15 protein-coding genes are annotated in these 16,254 nt (G+C 61.7%); 9 read left to right on the top strand and 6 right to left on the bottom strand.

Annotation, left to right across the window (positions count from 1 at the left end; all coding sequences use genetic code 11):
* Positions 1-72 precede the first annotated feature (72 nt).
* Positions 73-981, top strand: coding sequence for an AraC family transcriptional regulator (locus M4J39_RS02340; RefSeq protein ID WP_251726179.1), 909 nt, complete (start codon positions 73-75; stop codon positions 979-981).
* Positions 982-988: 7 nt separating this feature from the next.
* Here the strand turns inward: M4J39_RS02340 and M4J39_RS02335 are convergent, their stop codons facing one another.
* Positions 989-2,548 (bottom strand): FGGY-family carbohydrate kinase, encoded by a 1,560-nt coding sequence (locus M4J39_RS02335; RefSeq protein WP_251726178.1) that lies wholly within the window; start codon positions 2,546-2,548, stop codon positions 989-991.
* 340 nt (positions 2,549-2,888) lie between these two features.
* Here M4J39_RS02335 and M4J39_RS02330 point away from each other — a divergent pair, with 340 nt between their 5' ends.
* The 6 genes from M4J39_RS02330 (at position 2,889) to M4J39_RS02305 (ending at position 7,877) form a co-directional block, all read left to right on the top strand.
* Positions 2,889-3,335, top strand: coding sequence for a helix-turn-helix domain-containing protein (locus M4J39_RS02330; protein WP_251726177.1), 447 nt, complete (start codon positions 2,889-2,891; stop codon positions 3,333-3,335).
* A gap of 37 nt (positions 3,336-3,372) precedes the next feature.
* Positions 3,373-5,340, top strand: coding sequence for a BTAD domain-containing putative transcriptional regulator (locus tag M4J39_RS02325; RefSeq protein WP_251726176.1), 1,968 nt, complete (start codon positions 3,373-3,375; stop codon positions 5,338-5,340).
* Positions 5,341-5,365: 25 nt separating this feature from the next.
* Positions 5,366-5,626, top strand: coding sequence for a hypothetical protein (locus M4J39_RS02320; RefSeq protein WP_143741474.1), 261 nt, complete (start codon positions 5,366-5,368; stop codon positions 5,624-5,626).
* 55 nt (positions 5,627-5,681) lie between these two features.
* Positions 5,682-6,845 (top strand): YcaO-like family protein, encoded by a 1,164-nt coding sequence (locus M4J39_RS02315; RefSeq protein ID WP_256469660.1) that lies wholly within the window; start codon positions 5,682-5,684, stop codon positions 6,843-6,845.
* A complete protein-coding gene (locus M4J39_RS02310; RefSeq protein WP_251726173.1) occupies positions 6,842-7,552 on the top strand; it encodes a TfuA-like protein in 711 nt (236 codons plus the stop codon). The genes M4J39_RS02315 and M4J39_RS02310 overlap by 4 nt, the downstream gene beginning before the upstream one ends.
* 94 nt (positions 7,553-7,646) lie before the next feature.
* Positions 7,647-7,877, top strand: coding sequence for a hypothetical protein (locus tag M4J39_RS02305; protein WP_251726171.1), 231 nt, complete (start codon positions 7,647-7,649; stop codon positions 7,875-7,877).
* A 164-nt stretch (positions 7,878-8,041) separates the two neighbouring features.
* Here M4J39_RS02305 and M4J39_RS02300 read toward each other — a convergent pair whose 3' ends face one another.
* The 5 genes from M4J39_RS02300 to M4J39_RS02280 form a co-directional block, all read right to left on the bottom strand.
* A complete protein-coding gene (locus M4J39_RS02300) occupies positions 8,042-9,124 on the bottom strand; it encodes an ABC transporter ATP-binding protein (RefSeq protein WP_251726169.1) in 1,083 nt (360 codons plus the stop codon).
* 10 nt (positions 9,125-9,134) lie between these two features.
* Complete coding sequence (locus tag M4J39_RS02295; RefSeq protein WP_251726168.1) at positions 9,135-10,649, bottom strand: DUF5060 domain-containing protein; 1,515 nt, start codon at positions 10,647-10,649, stop codon at positions 9,135-9,137.
* Positions 10,650-10,673: 24 nt separating this feature from the next.
* Positions 10,674-11,549, bottom strand: a complete 876-nt coding sequence (locus M4J39_RS02290; RefSeq protein ID WP_251726149.1) for a carbohydrate ABC transporter permease — start codon at positions 11,547-11,549, stop codon at positions 10,674-10,676.
* Entirely contained in the window at positions 11,546-12,445 is a 900-nt protein-coding gene (locus M4J39_RS02285; RefSeq protein ID WP_251726147.1) for a carbohydrate ABC transporter permease, read from the bottom strand. The genes M4J39_RS02290 and M4J39_RS02285 overlap by 4 nt, the downstream gene beginning before the upstream one ends.
* Before the next feature lie 83 nt (positions 12,446-12,528).
* The gene (locus M4J39_RS02280; RefSeq protein WP_251726777.1) at positions 12,529-13,776 is read right to left on the bottom strand and encodes an extracellular solute-binding protein; all 1,248 of its coding nucleotides are present in this window, start codon (positions 13,774-13,776) and stop codon (positions 12,529-12,531) included.
* Between the two features lie 302 nt (positions 13,777-14,078).
* On the opposite strand from M4J39_RS02280, the gene M4J39_RS02275 reads away from it, so the two are divergent.
* Complete coding sequence (locus tag M4J39_RS02275) at positions 14,079-15,266, top strand: ROK family transcriptional regulator (RefSeq protein WP_251726776.1); 1,188 nt, start codon at positions 14,079-14,081, stop codon at positions 15,264-15,266.
* A gap of 138 nt (positions 15,267-15,404) precedes the next feature.
* Positions 15,405-16,253, top strand: coding sequence for a pyridoxal kinase PdxY (gene pdxY, locus M4J39_RS02270; protein ID WP_251726145.1), 849 nt, complete (start codon positions 15,405-15,407; stop codon positions 16,251-16,253).
* Position 16,254: the final 1 nt, after the last annotated feature.

The raw sequence follows: 16,254 nt of genomic DNA, 5'->3' as shown, positions 1-16,254 counted from the left end.
TTGACAGGAGTGCCGCCGGCTCCCGATCATCGGCGACGGAGACGCGACCGATCAGCGGATGAAGGACCGACAATGCCCGAGATGAAACCGTCGCTGGTTGTGAACGACAACAACCTCGGAAACTCCTTCCGCTTCGAGCGCTGCGGGTGGCCGAACGACAGCGACAAGTGGCATTTTCATCCGGAGTACGAACTGCATCAGATCGTCAGAACCAGCGGCAAGCTGTTCATCGGCGACAACGTTCTGAACTTTCGGCCCGGCAGCCTGTTCCTGATCGGCCCCTACACGCCGCACAACTTCGTCAGCGATGCCCGCAGTGGAACCATGGTTCCAGAGCGCGACCTTATCCTGCAGTTCCGAAAGGAGTGGATCGAGGCCAGCGCCAACGTGCTGATGGAGCTGCGTCTACTCCGCCCCGCCTTCGATGAGGCGGTGTTCGGCGTCGAGTACGGCGGCGAAACGCAGCGGGCGGTCTACGGCCTGATGAACATCATCGATACGCAGGAGCCGCTGGAGCGATTGATCTCGTTCATGCGCATCATCGACCAGTTGAAACAATGTCGCCGCAAGACGGTACTCGGTACCTCACGCTACTTCATCGACATGCGCACCGCCTCTCTCCGGCGGTTCAACAAGGTGGTCGACTATATTCGCGAGCACATCGAGGAAGACGTCTCGATGGAGGCGGCGGCCGAGCTCGTCGGCATGAGCTACAAGATGTTCTCGCGCTGGTTCATCGAGTGCACGGGTATCGGTTTTCGCCGCTACGTCATCAAGACGCGGATCAACAAGTCCTGCGAGTATCTGTTCTCCACGTCCCGCTCCATCCAGGAGATCTGCTACCTGGTGGGCTTCAACAACGTGTCCAACTATAATCGGTTGTTCCGACAGGTCATCGGCGTCACGCCCAGCGAGTTCCGCCACAAGTCGCAGGAGGCACAAGAGTACGAGTTTCCGCTCGAAGGCTTTGCCGCCGCCTGAGGCGCCGTCAGGTCTCGGTGGCCGTCGGAAAATAGGACTTCATGTGTTCGTAAAGGCGCTTGAAGTTCTCGTAGCTGCGCTCGTAGACGGCGTTCGCGTCCGCATCGGGGGTCAGGACCTTTGCCGGCTGGACACTCAGCCAGTCCGCCATTTGCTCCCGGTCGATCATTCCGATCCCGTAGGCGGCGATCACCGCTGCGCCATAGGCGGCCTTGCCGCTGTTGGGCAGGACCCGCACCGGCCGGCCTGTAACGTTGGTGATGATCTCCACCCACAGGTCGGATTTCGAGACGTCGCCGACGACGGTCAACTGCTCCTCCAGACCGCGAAAGGCGGCGCTGCCATAGTCGATGTTGTTCTTGAGCGCATAGGCGACGCTTTCGAGCATGGCGCGATAGAGGTGCGACTTGGTGTGGTTGAGCGTCAGCCCGGTGATGGTGCCCCGCGCATCGACGTCCCAGATCGGGCTGCGCTCGCCCATGAAATAGGGCAGCACCATCAGGCCGTTGGACCCCGGCTGAATGGTGGAAGCGTGTTCGTCCAGTAGGTCGAAGGCTGAAATCTTTCGCTTGCCACCGCTGGTTAGCGATTCCACCAAACGTTCGTTGTCGGCAAAGTTGTCGCGGAACCACTGGACCACTGACCCCGAGGTCGCCGAGCCGCCGTAAGAATAGGTGAGCGTTTCGCTGTCGATCACGTAAGGCATCGAGACGAGGCCGGGGAAGCGATCGGCGCTGGAGTGGATGAAGCCCCAACAGGTCGACGAACTCAGCATGGCCGCGTGCTGCCCTTCGTGCACGACGCCGGCTCGAAGCGTGGCAACCGCGGCATCGACACCGCCGGCGCAGACCGGCAGTCCTTCGGTAAGACCCAGCATGCGGGCGCCGGCCTTATGCAGCCGCCCTACGACTTCCTGCGAGCCCACGAGCCGTTCCGGAAAGAAGTATGGAGGGATGTCGAGGATGTCGGCCATCTCTTCCGACCAGGCTCGTTTGCCTAGATCATATACCCCCCCGATATTGCAGGCCTGTGAGTGGTCGACGGCGATCTCACCGGTAAGGCGATAGATGATGTCGGCATTCGGCGGCAGGAAATAGTTGATGCGGGACCAGACTTCGGGTTCGTGGTGCTTGATCCAGAGGATCTTGGTAAAGCCGAAGTAGGAGTCCGCGCCGTTGCCGGTGATGGCGTAGAGGTCTTCCTCGCTGATCATCTGGCGAACGCGTTCGCTTTCGATCTTGGCGCGACGATCGAGCCAAAGCAGACAAGGGCGGATCGGTTGCATGCCGACGTCGACGGGTATGCCGGTGCCGCCACCGATCGCCGACACCGCCATGCCCTTCACGTTCTGGGCAACGACACCCGCGCGCAAAAGCGTCTCCCGCACGGCCTCCGTGAAGGCATGCAGCCAGACTTCGGACGATTGTTCGGCCCACAGGCTGTGAAGGCTGACGAACCCGTATTCCGCTCGGCCCTGGCCGAGAATACGACCGCCCCGATCGACAAGGACCGCCTTTACCGACGACGTGCCCAGGTCCACGCCCAATACACAATCGGCCCCGGTCATTTCGTACCAGGCCTCCTCTTCCGCTTCATCCCTTTGGCGGCGGGATTCTTGCGCCCGCTTGCTCAAGTTCAGTCATAGTAGTCCATTCCGCCACGCCGGGGCAATGAAGGGATTCAAACAATTGGCCGGTTGGGAAAGCTAAATTTGGGTCCCTGCCTCCTTTTCTGCCTTGGTACAAATCGCAAGCCGGCCATGACATTGAGTATCGGTGCGTTCTCGCTACTTTATTTTGTGCGCGTCATGAAATACACTAATTCGTGGTGTGGCTTCTGCTGCCAACCTTCCCAAGCTCCCTTGATCGCTACGCTATCCGTCGACCATCGCCAAGCTGGAGACTCCGATGACAGTCAAGTCGCCCAATCCGATCGACATTCACGTCGGTGCGCGTGTCAGGATGCGCCGGTTTCTTGTCGGGATGAGTCAGGGCAGGCTGGCAGAGCAGTTGGGGGTCACATTTCAGCAGGTACAGAAGTACGAGAAGGGGACGAGCCGGATCAGCGCGTCCCGCCTCCAAACGATCGCCAACGTCTTCGAGGTGCCCGTAGGCTTTTTCTTCGAGAACATCGCCGACAACTCCCACCTGGAGAGCGACCCATTGTCGGATGCTGCGGACGCCTCTCTGCTGACGCAGGATGGGGTAGCCCTCAACAGGGCGTTTGTTCGCATCAAGAGCGCAAAAGTCCGACGCTCGATCATCGAGCTCGTGAAGTTGCTCGCCGACGACTGCGATGAGTCACTCCTGGATCGGGCCTCCGATATGGACATCAGGGGGCTGCGCTCGCATTGAGTCTCAAGTTGCTTTCACACCAAGGGGGAGGGACCGCGTGTCCTTCGGACTGAAGACTTACGGCGAAATGCGGTTGATCGGGCCCGACGGCCAGCCCGTCGGTTTCCCCGACAAAGGGCTTATTGCAATCGTGTTCCTGGGATTTCGGCCATCCGGGCGGGTTTCCCGAGCCGAGTTGGCGTCTTTCCTTTGGGGAGAAGACGAGGATGGCGGAGCAAAGGCGCTCGGCAATCTTCGCCAGCTCCTGTCACGGGTCAGGACTCGTCAGCGCGAACTGGGGGCAACGTTTCTCGAAATCGAATCCGCCGACATCGCCCTCTGCAGGGGCGGCGTCCGGTTCGATTTCGAGGACATGCAGACGAGGCATCTTCAGGACCCCGTCATACGCCTCGACACGTTTCTGCGGAGCATGTCGGGACAGTTTCTCGCCGACGTCGACATCCCCTCGGAGACAGGCCAACTCTGGCTTCTCGAGCGGCGTGATTTCTGGCTCGGCGAGTTCGCCTCAGCACTGGAAGACGCAGCGTCCACGCTGTCGGGCCAGAACGGCGCGTCGATCAAGGCGGCGGCTGCTCGGCTCATCGAACTCGATCCCTATAGCGATATCGCCCATCAGGTTCTGATGCGGGTCTATGCCAAGGATCGGAGGTTGTCGCAGGCTCGCCTCATTTACGACCGCTACCGCCAGCAACTCTGGTCCGAGCTCAACACCCAGCCGTCGGAGGATATGCTTCGTTTCGCTCGCCTGCTTTTCAATGACGAGGAGAAAAGGGTGGCCGCCATTGCCGTGGGGCCGACCGTGGAGCAGGAGGAACCACGCCATCCGGCCCCGGCGACGTCGCGACCGCACCTGCCACGCCTGCTGCTACTGCCTCCGAGGAGGCCCGACGATCAGCGCAACTGGGCTCTCGTGTCCGGCCTGATCGAAGACGTCACGATCGGCCTCTGCCGTATCCGCACCATCGCGATCGTCGCCCCTTACACGGCGCGGCGGATCGCCATGATGGCGTCGGAAGAGGTCGACCTTCTGAGACAGTATGATGTTTCCTACGTTCTGGAGACGCGCCTTCAGGAGCGGAACGGCGAGACGGCGCTCTACGCTACGCTCGTTCACGTCGCAGGCGACGAAGTACTCTGGTCGGAAAAGTTTCGCGGCCATCCGGACCATTTCCCAAACACCTACGGCGAGCTGGTCGCGCGCATCGTGCTGGAGACAGCGGGTTCGATCGAACGGAAAGAACTGGCCAGGATCCATACCGTGTCGAAGCCGACCGCCTATCAGAACTATCTCCTCGGTCAGCATAGCCTGTCCGTTGCCGATCTGCCGGGCATTCGCCGCGCCAGGAAGTTCTTTCGAGCCGCCCTTCACGATGCGTCGGAATATGCCTCCGCAATCGCCGGACTGGCGCGGACCGAACATCTCGAGTGGCTCCTGACGGCACGAGGTGACCGAGAACTGCTGCAGTCGGCGGAAGCCCATGCGCGGGACGCGATCAGGATTGGCGCCGACGACGCCGGTGGCTACCATCAGCTCGGTGTCGCCAAGCTTTACCAGGGGCAGTTCTTCGAAAGCATGGAAGCCTTCATGGAGGCGGAAAGCCGAGCCCCATCGCACGCCGACCTGATGGCCGACCACGCGGACACGCTCGTGCACGCAGCCGATCCGATCCTCGCTCTCGACAAGATCAAGCGGGCGATCGAGCTCAACCCGCTGTGCCCGGATCTCTACTGGTGGACGGCGGCAGGCGCGAATTTCTTCCTGGAAGAGTTTGGCGAGGCCATCGCCTGCATCGGTCGCATGGCCGATCAAGCGAAGGCGGGACGGCTGGCGGCGGCGGCCTATGCGATGCTCGGCGACCAACGCAACGCCAAGCGGGAAATGCGCCGCACACTTGCGATTTACCCCGACTTTACGGTCGATGACTGGCTGACGAACGTGCCCATCCGCGAGAAATGGAAGATGGACATGTTTCGAGACGGCCTGCGCAGATCGGGCTTCAGGTGACGCCCGTTTTTGAGGAGAGACGAACATGGCTAAGTTGGCAGTTCTGGGGATCTCCGGTGAGTCCGGATATTGGCTTGTCGATTTCGAGAATGGGACGGTGTCCGCCCTTCCGGATACCGCGAAGGAACCGTTCGATTTTTCCAAGACCGCCCGCGACAAGGGCGCAAAGCTGGTTGCCGGCGTCGATCTCGCCGTGGCACTTGACAGCGGTGATGAAGCGTTTGCCGGCAACGGCGAAGCCTTCTCCGGCCGCCTCAGCGCCTATTCGGGCCGCCTCAACGGTTAACTGCATCTGCGGTCCGACGTAAGTGACATCCAGTGGACATACCTACTCGGACCGCATGTGCCGTCCGGAAGAGACTTTGGCGCGCGTGATGCCGGCTCTCACGGAGCACGGCATCACGCGCATCGCCAAGGTGACCGGGCTGGACCGCATCGGCATTCCGGTGTGGAACGCCATGCGCCCAAATGCTCGTGCGCTTTCTGTCCATCAAGGCAAGGGCATAGCCGACATCGACGCCAAGGCATCGGCCGTCATGGAGGCGCTCGAACGGGCCTGCGCTGAACGACCGCACTTGCCGGTTCGGTCGGCATCGGCGGACGAGATTTTGCGCGCGGGTGAAAGCTGTGACCCGCTCGACGACCTCGTCGCTATCGGCCATCAGCCGACGGATCGCGCCTGCCGGTTGGATTGGGTCGCGGGTCAAGACCTGATGGATGACGGGGTCGTGTGGGTTCCGTTCGAAGCGGTCCTGCTCGATTTTACCCGTCCCTCCCACTTCTGGCAATCATCCGACGGACTGGCATCCGGAAACACCGAAAGAGAAGCGATCTTTCACGGCTTGCTCGAACGCATCGAGCGAGATGCCGACACTCTATGGTCCCTGGGTCGCATGGAACAGCAAGCTGAAACCTGTTTCTCATGCGCCGATCTCGGAGACCCCGTTGCGAGCGCGCTGGCGGACCGGATCGAGCGCGCCGGATTCCGGCTGCAGCTCTTCGACATGACAAGCGATTTGGGCGTACCGACCATATCCGCCCTCATGTCTCCGGCCGAGGCGTCGGAGCGTCGCTCCCTCCGCTACATCGACGTGACGATGGGAAGCGGGACCCATCCCATCGCTTATCGTGCCGCGCTCCGCGCCATGACCGAGGCGGTCCAGTCGCGGTTGACGCTGATCACGGGGACGCGCGACGACGTCGAGGACGACGTTTACGAAGGGGACGCATCGGAGTTTCTTCGGCGCAAGTTGAGCTTGCGCCCCCAAAGCTCGCCCCCCGAAGACCTGAGCTCTCCCGGCGACGGGGTGGAGACGATGCTGTCACGCGTACTGGACAAACTCAGGGAGAAGAGGATCGGCCGCATCATCACGGTCCGGATGAATCCCGGGGAGGATCGCTTTGCGGTGGTCAAGGTGATCGTGTCGGGGCTGGAACACCCAGAAGGGCGACGACAACGCCGGTTTGGGGCAAGGGCGCTCTCTCGTCTGCTGGTGTTCCGATGAAGCTGATATTTGCCGGGCCATCGCTTCACGGGATGAGCGTTCCCATCCCTTCCGACATCGAACTGCGCCCGCCGGCGGCGAAGGGCGATATCCGCCGGGCCGTGGAGGAGGGGGCCGACGTCATAGGTCTCGTCGACGGCTACTTTGAAACGACGGCGGCCGTCTGGCACAAGGAAATCCTTCACAGCCTGTCCCTTGGCGTGCACATGTTCGGTGCCGCAAGCATCGGAGCGCTGCGAGCCGCCGAGTGTGCCACCTTCGGGATGACGGGCATCGGGGCCATCTACGAGGCCTACGCCGCCGGCGATGTGGAGGACGATGCCGAAGTTGCGCTTTTGCATGCACCACGAGAGCTTGGCTATGCGCCGTTGTCGGAACCCTTGGTCAACGTGAGGGCTACGATCGATCGCGTACTTCGCGCCGGCCTCGTCGATGATCGCCAGGCCCGCGCCCTGATCGAAGCGGCCTCATCGATCTTTTACAAGGAGCGCACGTGGAAGACGATCCTTGCGGAGGCATCTCCGTCTCCGGACGAGCGCGCGCTTATCGGCGATTTGGTTCGGAAACATCGTGTCGACCAGAAGGCAATCGACGCGGCTGCGCTCGTGAAGGCGGTGGACCTGGCGGATGGCCGGCGTGCGACGTGTGCTACAGGGTGGGACTTCTCGCATACGTCCTATTTCGACATGCTTGCTACCCAGAGGTAGACCCCGTGTTTCTCGTCTGTAACGGCGCTGTCACGGCCGACTTGGTTAGGTCCGTTCCGTTGTCGCAGAGTTGCGGGCAAGGAAGGGGATCGAGATGCTGGACAGAACCACCGACAAGGCCATCCTGGCCGACACAGAAGAGTTTGCCGCCCTTGCGCGACTGATCATTTACGCTCGCCAGACGTCCAAGACCTTGAATGCCGAGTTCACATCCTACTGCCTCGACCTTGCGCTGGCCGCAGTGATCGACGAAATGGAGAAGGCCGGGCTCGACACGTCCATCATGGCTCCGAATGCCGAGGCCGTGATCAGCGATCTGCACTGAGAACGGCCCGACAGTCTCGCGCGATTCTCCGACGCGTTCTTCGCGCCAGGATCGGCCATTCGAGCTGGCGTGGGTTACCGACTTCCAGGCGCTGGAAACAAGCGTTTCCGGCGCCTTGGTTTTGACTGTCGGCCGATGCCCTTCGAAAGACAAATCGACGACACTCAGCGAGCGCCATGTTCGAGGTCGAGCCGTTGGCCGCTTTCGGCGTCGAAAAGGTGCGCTTGTCCGTCTTCGAATGCGACGGAAAGCCCGTCGCCCACCGATATGGGCATTCGACGTCGGATGAGGGCGACCAGCTTCTCTCCGCCGGTGTCGACCACGACATGCGTCTCCGAGCCGGTCGGCTCGACAACCTCGACGCGCGCATCGAGACCTGCGGTTTCGACCACCTGGATATGCTCCGGACGGATCCCGAGCTCCACTTCACGTCCCGCGAACTCCGACGGATAGGCCCCGACGGCCATGACGGCACCCGAGGCAACCTTCAGACCGGCTTGGCCAGCCTGAAGCGTGCCGCGAATGAAGTTCATGGCCGGTGACCCGATGAAGCCGGCGACGAAGCGGTTGACGGGCCGATCATAAAGTTCGAGCGGCGTTCCTACCTGTTCCACGCGGCCGGCGTTCAACACCACGATCCTGTCGGCCATGGTCATGGCCTCGATCTGGTCGTGGGTGACGTAGACGACCGTCGTACCCAGCCGCTGGTGTAGCCCCTTGATCTCGGCGCGCATGGCGACGCGCAGCTTGGCGTCGAGATTGCTGAGCGGCTCGTCGAACAGGAAAACCTTGGGATTGCGGACGATGGCCCGCCCCATGGCGACGCGCTGGCGCTGACCGCCGGAAAGCTGGGCGGGCTTGCGGTCGAGGAGCGGTTCCAGGCCGAGGATGGCGGCGGCGGCATCCACCTTCTGGCGGATCGTCGCCTTGTCGACCCTGGCAAGCTCCAGCGCGAAGCTCATGTTCTGGGCGACGCTCATTTGCGGGTAGAGCGCATAGTTCTGGAACACCATGGCGATGTCCCTGTCCTTGGGCTCCAGATGGTTCACGACCCTGTCGTCGATGGCGATGGTGCCGGCTGAGATGTTCTCCAGGCCGGCGACCATGCGCAGGAGCGTCGACTTGCCGCAACCGGACGGGCCAACGAGTACAACAAACTCGCCGTGACGGATGTCGATGTCGACGCCGTGGATGACGGAAACGGCGCCGTAGTTCTTGCGAACGTTGCTGATCGTTACGCTGGCCATGGCTCTCTCCTCAACGGCGCCGGCGAACGCGGATGGCGAGATGCGGCTTGCCGGGCAGTTCGACGGCAAACACCGCATCCGGCCGCCGCGACCGCGTTTGCGCGCCATGCCGGGTCGGATGGTTGGCCGGCGCATCGATAAGCTTGGCCGGGCTGACCGTCATGTTCCACGTGTCGATCACGTCCACATCATAGTCGCCGGGCTCGGTCGGCAGCCCTGGCGCCCAGATCACCGGCTGATGCTCGCCGAGATAGATGTAGACCACATCTCCATCGCTGGCGCCGGAGACGCGGCTCCACGGCCAGTTGTCAGAGGGTGCGATCGGCGTCAGGCCTTTCTTCACGTCCTGCTCCAGAAGGTCGCGCAGGAAGCCGATCCGTTTCCAGGCCTCGCCGTGCAGCACGCCGCCCTTGGCCCACCACAGGATGTCATCGGGGTGCATGAAGGTCTCGCCGTGGCCGGCATACCCCCCACGCAACAGCGTGATCCAGTAGCGATGGACGAGTTCCTCGGCCGAAATGTTGCCCCAGGAGAGGAGAATGTTGCCCTCGTACTCTGGCTCGTCGTTGACCACCGGCTTGCCGTAGGCATCGCGCCATTCCTGGGTGCGCTTGACGTCCCAGTTCTGGATGCAGACGTGGCTCACCCAGGGTTTGCGGTGGTCGTAGTTGGCCTTGACGTCGCCGTTGTGGATCGACTTGAGGTGCCGGTAGGGATCGTTCTCCTCGATGATCTGGAAATAGCGATCCCACTGCGACATTGGCTTCGAGTTGAGCAGGAAGTCGTATTCGTTGGCGAGCGACCACCAGACGTTCCGATAGGCGGCAAGGCGTGCGGTGAGGTAGGCGACGAAGCGGTAGTCCTGCTCGGCCGACATCTCGCAATAGCCCCAACGATCGTAGGGGTGGAAGATGATGATGTCCGCCTCGATGCCGAGATCGCGAAGGGCACCCACCTGCGTTTCGAAATGGCGGAAGGCGGGCGGGTTCGGCCGATCGAAATCGAGTTCGCCCTCTTCATCGCGCTCGAAAATGTCGAACAAGGGCTCGTTGACGTTGAACGGATAGTCCTTCGGGAAGACGGCCATGCGCATCTTGTTGAACCGCGTGCCGGCCAGCGTCTTCAACGTGGTGGCCTGCAGGTCCAGAGGCTGGTGCGTCCAGGCGTAGCTTGTCGTGCCGAAGGGTAGGTAGGGCGTGCCGTCGGCATAGGCGAAGTGGAACTGGTTGGCGACGTGGACGGGACCGTGACAGCCGGCCGCCGGTGCCTTGACGCTAAAGGCATCGGTCTGCCCGTCGAGTTCGGTAACGTTGGAAATGGTCGTGTAGGTCCATTCGCCTTCGTTGTCGGGCATGAAACGAACCTTGTAGGTACCGGCGCCATCGTAGAAACCGGGCACACGGACAACGCGGCTGTTCTGCTTGAAAAACGCCTCGAAACTGACGTCGAGGTAGGGATTTCCGGCCTCGGGGCCGCTAAAACTGGCCTCAAAGAGATCCCACTTGGACACGTTCTGCTTGGACATACTCTTGTTTTCCCGGTTGAGGCTTCAGCCCTTGACGGCGCCGGACGTCAGGCCGGACACGAAATAGCGCTGGAAGATCAGGTAGACGATGGTGGCGGGCAGCACGGTCATGACGATCGCCGCGTTGAGCTGGCCGTAGTCGCGCGAGAACTGCCCCTGGAAGGCGGATAGACCGAGCGGCAAGGTCCACATTTCCCGATCCTGCAGCAGGACGAGCGCCATGGCGAACTCGTTCCAGGTGGCGACGAAATCGAGGATGAACAGAGCCGCCAGCACCGGCAGGGACACCGGTAGAAACACGCGCCGGAACGTCACGAAGTGAGACGCGCCGTCGATACGCGCCGCCTCGCTGAGTTCGTGCGGTATGCTTCGGAAGAAACCGTGCAGAATGAACACCTGGTAGGGGATGCCGAAGGCGAGGTAAGGCAGGATGACCCCGGGATAGGTGTCGATCAGCCCGAAGCCGTTCACCAAGGTGAAGATCGGCGCCAGCATCACCTGGAACGGGATCATCGTTCCAAACAGGATCAGCACCAAGGTCAACCGACCGAAGCGCATCGGTATCTTGGCCAGTGCGTAGGCGGCCATGGCCGAGATGAACAGGCCAAGCGGCACCTTGATCGCCGCGATGACGGCCGAGTTGACGAAGGTCGTCTCGAACCGTCCGCGCGCCCAGGCCGAGGCATAATTGCCGAACTGCGGATCGACCGGAGGCGAGAAGGCGCTTGTCGTCATCACCTGCGTCGTCGACTTCAGCGAGGTGAAGACGATGAAGACAAACGGAGCGATCCAGATCACCGCGACGACGAAGAGCGAGATCCAAAGGCCGATCAGCACCCAGTCGCGCGGCGGTCGTCCGGTTTCGGTTTGAAGGGCGGGCAGGGGGGCGGTGGATGTCATTCCGAGGCCTCCTCGCGCTTCTGCGTCCAGCGCATGTAGGGGATGACGATGGCGAGCGTGACGCCCAGGAGCACGACGGATATGGCGCTGCCGCGGCCGAAGTCGAAAATCTGCATCGACTGGGTGAACGCCCAGAGCGCCAGCATCTGCGTCGATTGGGCGGGCCCGCCGCCGGTAAGGCCGTAGACGATGTCGAATGCCTTGAGCGACGAGATGATGGCAAGAACGAGCACGATGGTGAGGGTTGTGCGCAGGGCCGGCAGGGTCACGTAGCGGAAGATGGCCCATCGGCCTGCGCCATCGATACGCGCCGCCTCGACGAGCGACTTGTTGACGCCCTGAAGGCCGGCAAGAAAGAGCACCATCGAGAAGCCGACGGACTGCCAGACATAGGCGCCGAACGCCGAATAGAGGGCGATGTCGCGGTCGCCGAGCCAATCCATGACCCAGGACTGGAGACCGAGCGAAGTCAGAATCTGGCCGAAAAGTCCGAAGAAGGGATCGTACATCCAGCGCCACATGGTCGCGACGGCGATCGGCGCGATGATGACCGGCAGGTAGTAGACGGCACGCAACGTGTTGCGGCCGAAGATCGGCTGATTGAGGCCGAGCGCCAAGGCGAGCCCGATCATCGGCGGAATGGCCACGGACAGCGCGGTCCAAATGACGGTATTCCGGAAGGCCACCCAGAAGACGGGATCCTTGGTGAACACATCGACGTAGTTGGCGGACCCGACGTAGACCTTGACCGGATCAAGGCCGTTCCATTTGAAGAAGCTCAACCAGATCACGTCGAGCATCGGAAAGACGGCAAAGACGACGTAGATGACGAGCGCCGGCCCCAACAGGAGTGCGGCCTGAACGCGTGTGTCGGACCAAATGGCGCGCGAGGCCATGAGGCTCCTCCCAGTCTTGGGGCGGCTAAAAATGCGGCCGGCAGCGGGAAGGGCAGCCGGCCGCGTCGGGCTTCAGGGGGAGATCAGCCCTTGTTGGCGATGAAGGTCTGCAGGGCGGCAGCGGCGTCGGCCGGCGCCATGTTGCCACTGGCCACTTCGTTGATGACGCGGAAATACTCCGTCGTCACGTCGAGCGGGAAGGCCTGGTCGCCGTTCATGTACACCTTGTCGTAGGTGTTGAAGATGTCGAGCCACTTCTTGTCCATCGGCCGGAGGTTGTCATAGACAACGTGCTTGTTGATGGACGAGGTGCTGAACTTGCCGAGCACGCTTTGCTGTACCTCGGTCGAGTTGAAGTAGTCGAGGAACTTGGCGGCGAGGTCCGGATTCTTGCTCTTCGTACTCACATAGTGGTACTCGGCGAAGCCATAGAGACGATTGGTTCCGGTCGGGAAGGGGAACAGATCGTAATCGTCGAGATTTCCGGCCTCGGCGAGCTGTTGCACCAGCCAGTCGCCTTCCAGCATCATCGCGGCCCGGCCGGCGACGAACAGGTTGAAGGACTGCGCCTGATCGATGCCCATGAAAGGCGACAGGATGTAGTTCTTGGCCCACTTGTCCAACTCGGCGAACGAATCCGTCGCGCAGGCTTCCTTGGTCCAGTCGACCGTCATGTTCATGAGCGCGTCATGCTTGTCGGCGCCGCACTTGGCTTCGAGGATCACGTCCATCAGGCGCATGACGTGCCAGTTGACGGTGCCGCCGAAGGCGATCGCCGGTATGCCGGCCGCCTTGAGCTTTTCGGCGTCCACGACCAGCTCGTCGTAATTGGCAGGGGTACCGGTAATGCCGGCCTTCTCGAACAGCGCCTTGTTGTAGTAGAGCGCCTCGCCCTTGAAGGTGAACGGCACTCCATGCCGGCCTCCCTCGTAGATGCGGGAGAAGGAAGCGGCAGCCGGAACCAGCTCATCATCCCACTTGTATTCCGCGTAGTACTTGTCGAGAGGCAGGCTGAGGCCCGCCTTTACATATTCTCCACCCAGACCGAGGCCGGCCCACATGAAGTAGATGTCGGGTCCCTTGTCGGTACCGGCTGCCACGCGGATGGCGGTCTTGTGATCGTCGGTGCCACGGGTAACAATGGTGACCTTGACGCCGGGATTGGCGGCCTCGAAGCCGCTGGTGATCTTGTTGAATGCTTCGTTGGATGCTTCGGAGCTGAAGTTCAGCGTCCATAGCGTCAATTCCTCAGCCGAGGACAACGAGGTCCCGGCCAGCAGCAGGCCGCCAGCGAGCGCGGCGCGCGAGACAGCAGAAGTCAATGTCATGATTTTCCTCCCAGTCGTTTCTAGCGCGACTGACCGGGAGTATGTCCCGCCTTTACCCTCTGTCAAGGATCATTTTGTCATTTACGACATAATTGGCTGCGATTCGGAAAGGCATTTACGGCGATTTTGGCGTTATGTGATTGAAGTCGGCGATGTTTCGAGATCGAATAAGATTTTTCGGGCCAGGAGCACCCCGATTATTTCATTGACGGAGGAAGGGTGTCCCACTACCGTTTTGTCGCTGAGAACGTTAAAGCATCGGCGAACAGTATCTCTTAAGTTCGGCGGAGACGAAATTGGCCAACATGCTCACCAGCGAACTTGAGGGGCTGCTCTACGGCCGCGAGCTGGATTCGCCGGTCGTGAAGGTGGTGAGGGCCCTGAGCGGGCATGGCGCGGTGAGCACATCGCAAATCGCCCGCAATACCGGCCTTGCCCGATCGACCGTCTCCACCATTCTCGCCGACCTGAAACGGTCAAATCTCGTAATCGAGATGGAAACACGCAATCCCGGTCCAGGCCGGCCGGCCATCGCCCACTCACTCAACCCGGAAGCCGGGACTTGTGTCGGCGCCTTGTTGGATGTGGATGAGATCCGGGTGATCGTGGCGGATGTGGCGCACAACGTGGTGGCCGATCTGGCGATGCCGGTGGAGCGAGAGTACTCGCCCACCAAGGCGGCTCGCGTCGTCAAGCATGCCGTCGACACGCTCTACAAGGAGCATAGCCTTGCTTACGGTAGCCTGATCGGTATCGGCTTCGCCCTTTCGGCACCGCTGGCGCCCGACGGTCGCATCATGCGCTCCTCGGCCCTGCATGGATGGCAAGGCATCGATTTCCGCGAGGCATTTCAGCCGGTGTTGGAAAAGCCGATCTTCGCCGACAGCGAAAGCAACTGCGCGGCATTGGCCGAGATGATGTGGGGCGCCGCCAACGGGTGCAGCGACTTTGTCCTGCTGAAGCTGAACCAGACCGTCAGCGGGGCCGTCGTCGTCGACGGGAAAGCGCTTGTCGGCGCCTCTGGCTCGGCTGGCGAGATGGGCCATATCGTTATAGATCCGCACGGTCCGCTTTGCCGTTGCGGAAACCGGGGATGCCTAGAGCTTTACTGTGGCGCTGGTTTCGTCTCGAGAATGGCGACCGATTGGCTTGGCCGCTCGATGCCCGTGAGCGAGATCGTTTCAAGGGCCATTCAGGGTGAAACCGGCTTTCGGCGTCTTCTTGCCGATGCTGGCGAGGCGGCTGGCCGCGGGCTCAGCATGGCTGGCGCCATGATCAATCCGCCGCTGTTCATCATTTCGGGGGTGCTGGCCAGTGCCGGCGAACTGTTGCTCGCGCCCTTGCGCGCCAGCTATGAGAAGCACTCCTTCGTCAAGCGCGAAGACGTTGACGAGGCCCATTATCCGGTGTTCAAGGCCGGCAAGTTTCTCGACAACGACAACTGCCTCGGCGCGGCCGGCCTCGTGCTTCGCCACAGCAGCCGCCTGAAGTGAGTTATCCGGCAGGAAAGCCACTGCGACCGACTTGCGCGGCTTCGCTTGTTGCCTGACAGTTCAGAGCGTCGTTTCGCTGCGGGAGTGACGCTCGCTCCCGCAGCGCTGTTTTCTGTCGTCCCTCTTGAAGTGCTCTCCATGAACATTCTGTCCATCCAATCTCACGTCGCCTATGGCCATGTCGGCAATGCGTCGGCCGCATTCGCCATGCAGCGCCTCGGGCATGAGGTTTGGCCGATCCATACCGTCCAGTTTTCAAACCACACCGGCTACGGTTCGTGGAAAGGGCAGGTGTTCGACAGCTCGCTGATCGACGATTGCGTCGACGGCATTTCCGAGCGTGGCGTTCTGGGCAACTGCGATGGCGTGCTGTCGGGCTATGTCGGCGCGCCCGGCATCGGCGACTCGATCCTGAGGGCTGTCAAGCTGGTGCGAGACGCCAACCCCAAGGCAGCCTACGCCTGCGATCCGGTGATCGGCGATGTCGGACGAGGCGTTTTCGTGCGCCCTGGCGTTCCCGAGTTTTTCCGCGACCGAGCGGTGCCCGCGGCGGACCTCGTCACTCCCAATCACTTCGAACTGGATTTTCTGGTCGACCGGCCGTCGACGACCATGGACGAGGTAAAGGGATCGGTCGCGAGCCTGCATGCGCTCGGCCCCAAGGTGGCGCTGGTCACGTCGCTGATCGTCGACAGCACGCCGGATGATGCGCTCGATATCGTGGCTTCCGACGGCGGCAATTTGTGGCTTGCCCGCTCTCGGCGACTGCCGCTCTCGATCAATGGCGCGGGCGATGCCATCGCGGCATTGTTTTATGTGCACTGGCTGACGACACGCTCGGTGCCGGAGGCGTTATCGCGTTCGGTATCGTCGGTGTTCGGACTGCTCAACCGAACCGTCGAGGCCGGCAGCCGCGAGATCGTGCTGATTGCCGCTCAGGACGAGATCGTTCGTCCATCGACCGTGATTCCCGCCATTCCGATCTGAC

The sequence above is a fragment of the Pleomorphomonas sp. NRK KF1 genome, assembly GCF_023721755.1.
Taxonomy (GTDB): domain Bacteria; phylum Pseudomonadota; class Alphaproteobacteria; order Rhizobiales; family Pleomorphomonadaceae; genus Pleomorphomonas.
The sequence above is the reverse complement of the archived record's forward strand: the minus strand, read 5'-3'. Positions and strand labels throughout refer to the sequence as shown.

Excerpts from the sequence above, each read along its gene's own strand:
- M4J39_RS02320 (WP_143741474.1), top strand. The coding sequence starts at position 5,366 with ATGGCTAAGTTGGCAGTTCTGGGGATCTCCGGTGAGTCCGGATATTGG.
- M4J39_RS02340 (WP_251726179.1), top strand. The coding sequence starts at position 73 with ATGCCCGAGATGAAACCGTCGCTGGTTGTGAACGACAACAACCTCGGA.
- M4J39_RS02295 (WP_251726168.1), bottom strand. The coding sequence starts at position 10,649 with ATGTCCAAGCAGAACGTGTCCAAGTGGGATCTCTTTGAGGCCAGTTTT.
- M4J39_RS02300 (WP_251726169.1), bottom strand. The coding sequence starts at position 9,124 with ATGGCCAGCGTAACGATCAGCAACGTTCGCAAGAACTACGGCGCCGTT.
- M4J39_RS02305 (WP_251726171.1), top strand. The coding sequence starts at position 7,647 with ATGCTGGACAGAACCACCGACAAGGCCATCCTGGCCGACACAGAAGAG.
- M4J39_RS02310 (WP_251726173.1), top strand. The coding sequence starts at position 6,842 with ATGAAGCTGATATTTGCCGGGCCATCGCTTCACGGGATGAGCGTTCCC.
- M4J39_RS02275 (WP_251726776.1), top strand. The coding sequence starts at position 14,079 with ATGCTCACCAGCGAACTTGAGGGGCTGCTCTACGGCCGCGAGCTGGAT.
- M4J39_RS02330 (WP_251726177.1), top strand. The coding sequence starts at position 2,889 with ATGACAGTCAAGTCGCCCAATCCGATCGACATTCACGTCGGTGCGCGT.
- pdxY (WP_251726145.1), top strand. The coding sequence starts at position 15,405 with ATGAACATTCTGTCCATCCAATCTCACGTCGCCTATGGCCATGTCGGC.
- M4J39_RS02285 (WP_251726147.1), bottom strand. The coding sequence starts at position 12,445 with ATGGCCTCGCGCGCCATTTGGTCCGACACACGCGTTCAGGCCGCACTC.
- M4J39_RS02290 (WP_251726149.1), bottom strand. The coding sequence starts at position 11,549 with ATGACATCCACCGCCCCCCTGCCCGCCCTTCAAACCGAAACCGGACGA.
- M4J39_RS02335 (WP_251726178.1), bottom strand. The coding sequence starts at position 2,548 with ATGACCGGGGCCGATTGTGTATTGGGCGTGGACCTGGGCACGTCGTCG.
- M4J39_RS02315 (WP_256469660.1), top strand. The coding sequence starts at position 5,682 with ATGTGCCGTCCGGAAGAGACTTTGGCGCGCGTGATGCCGGCTCTCACG.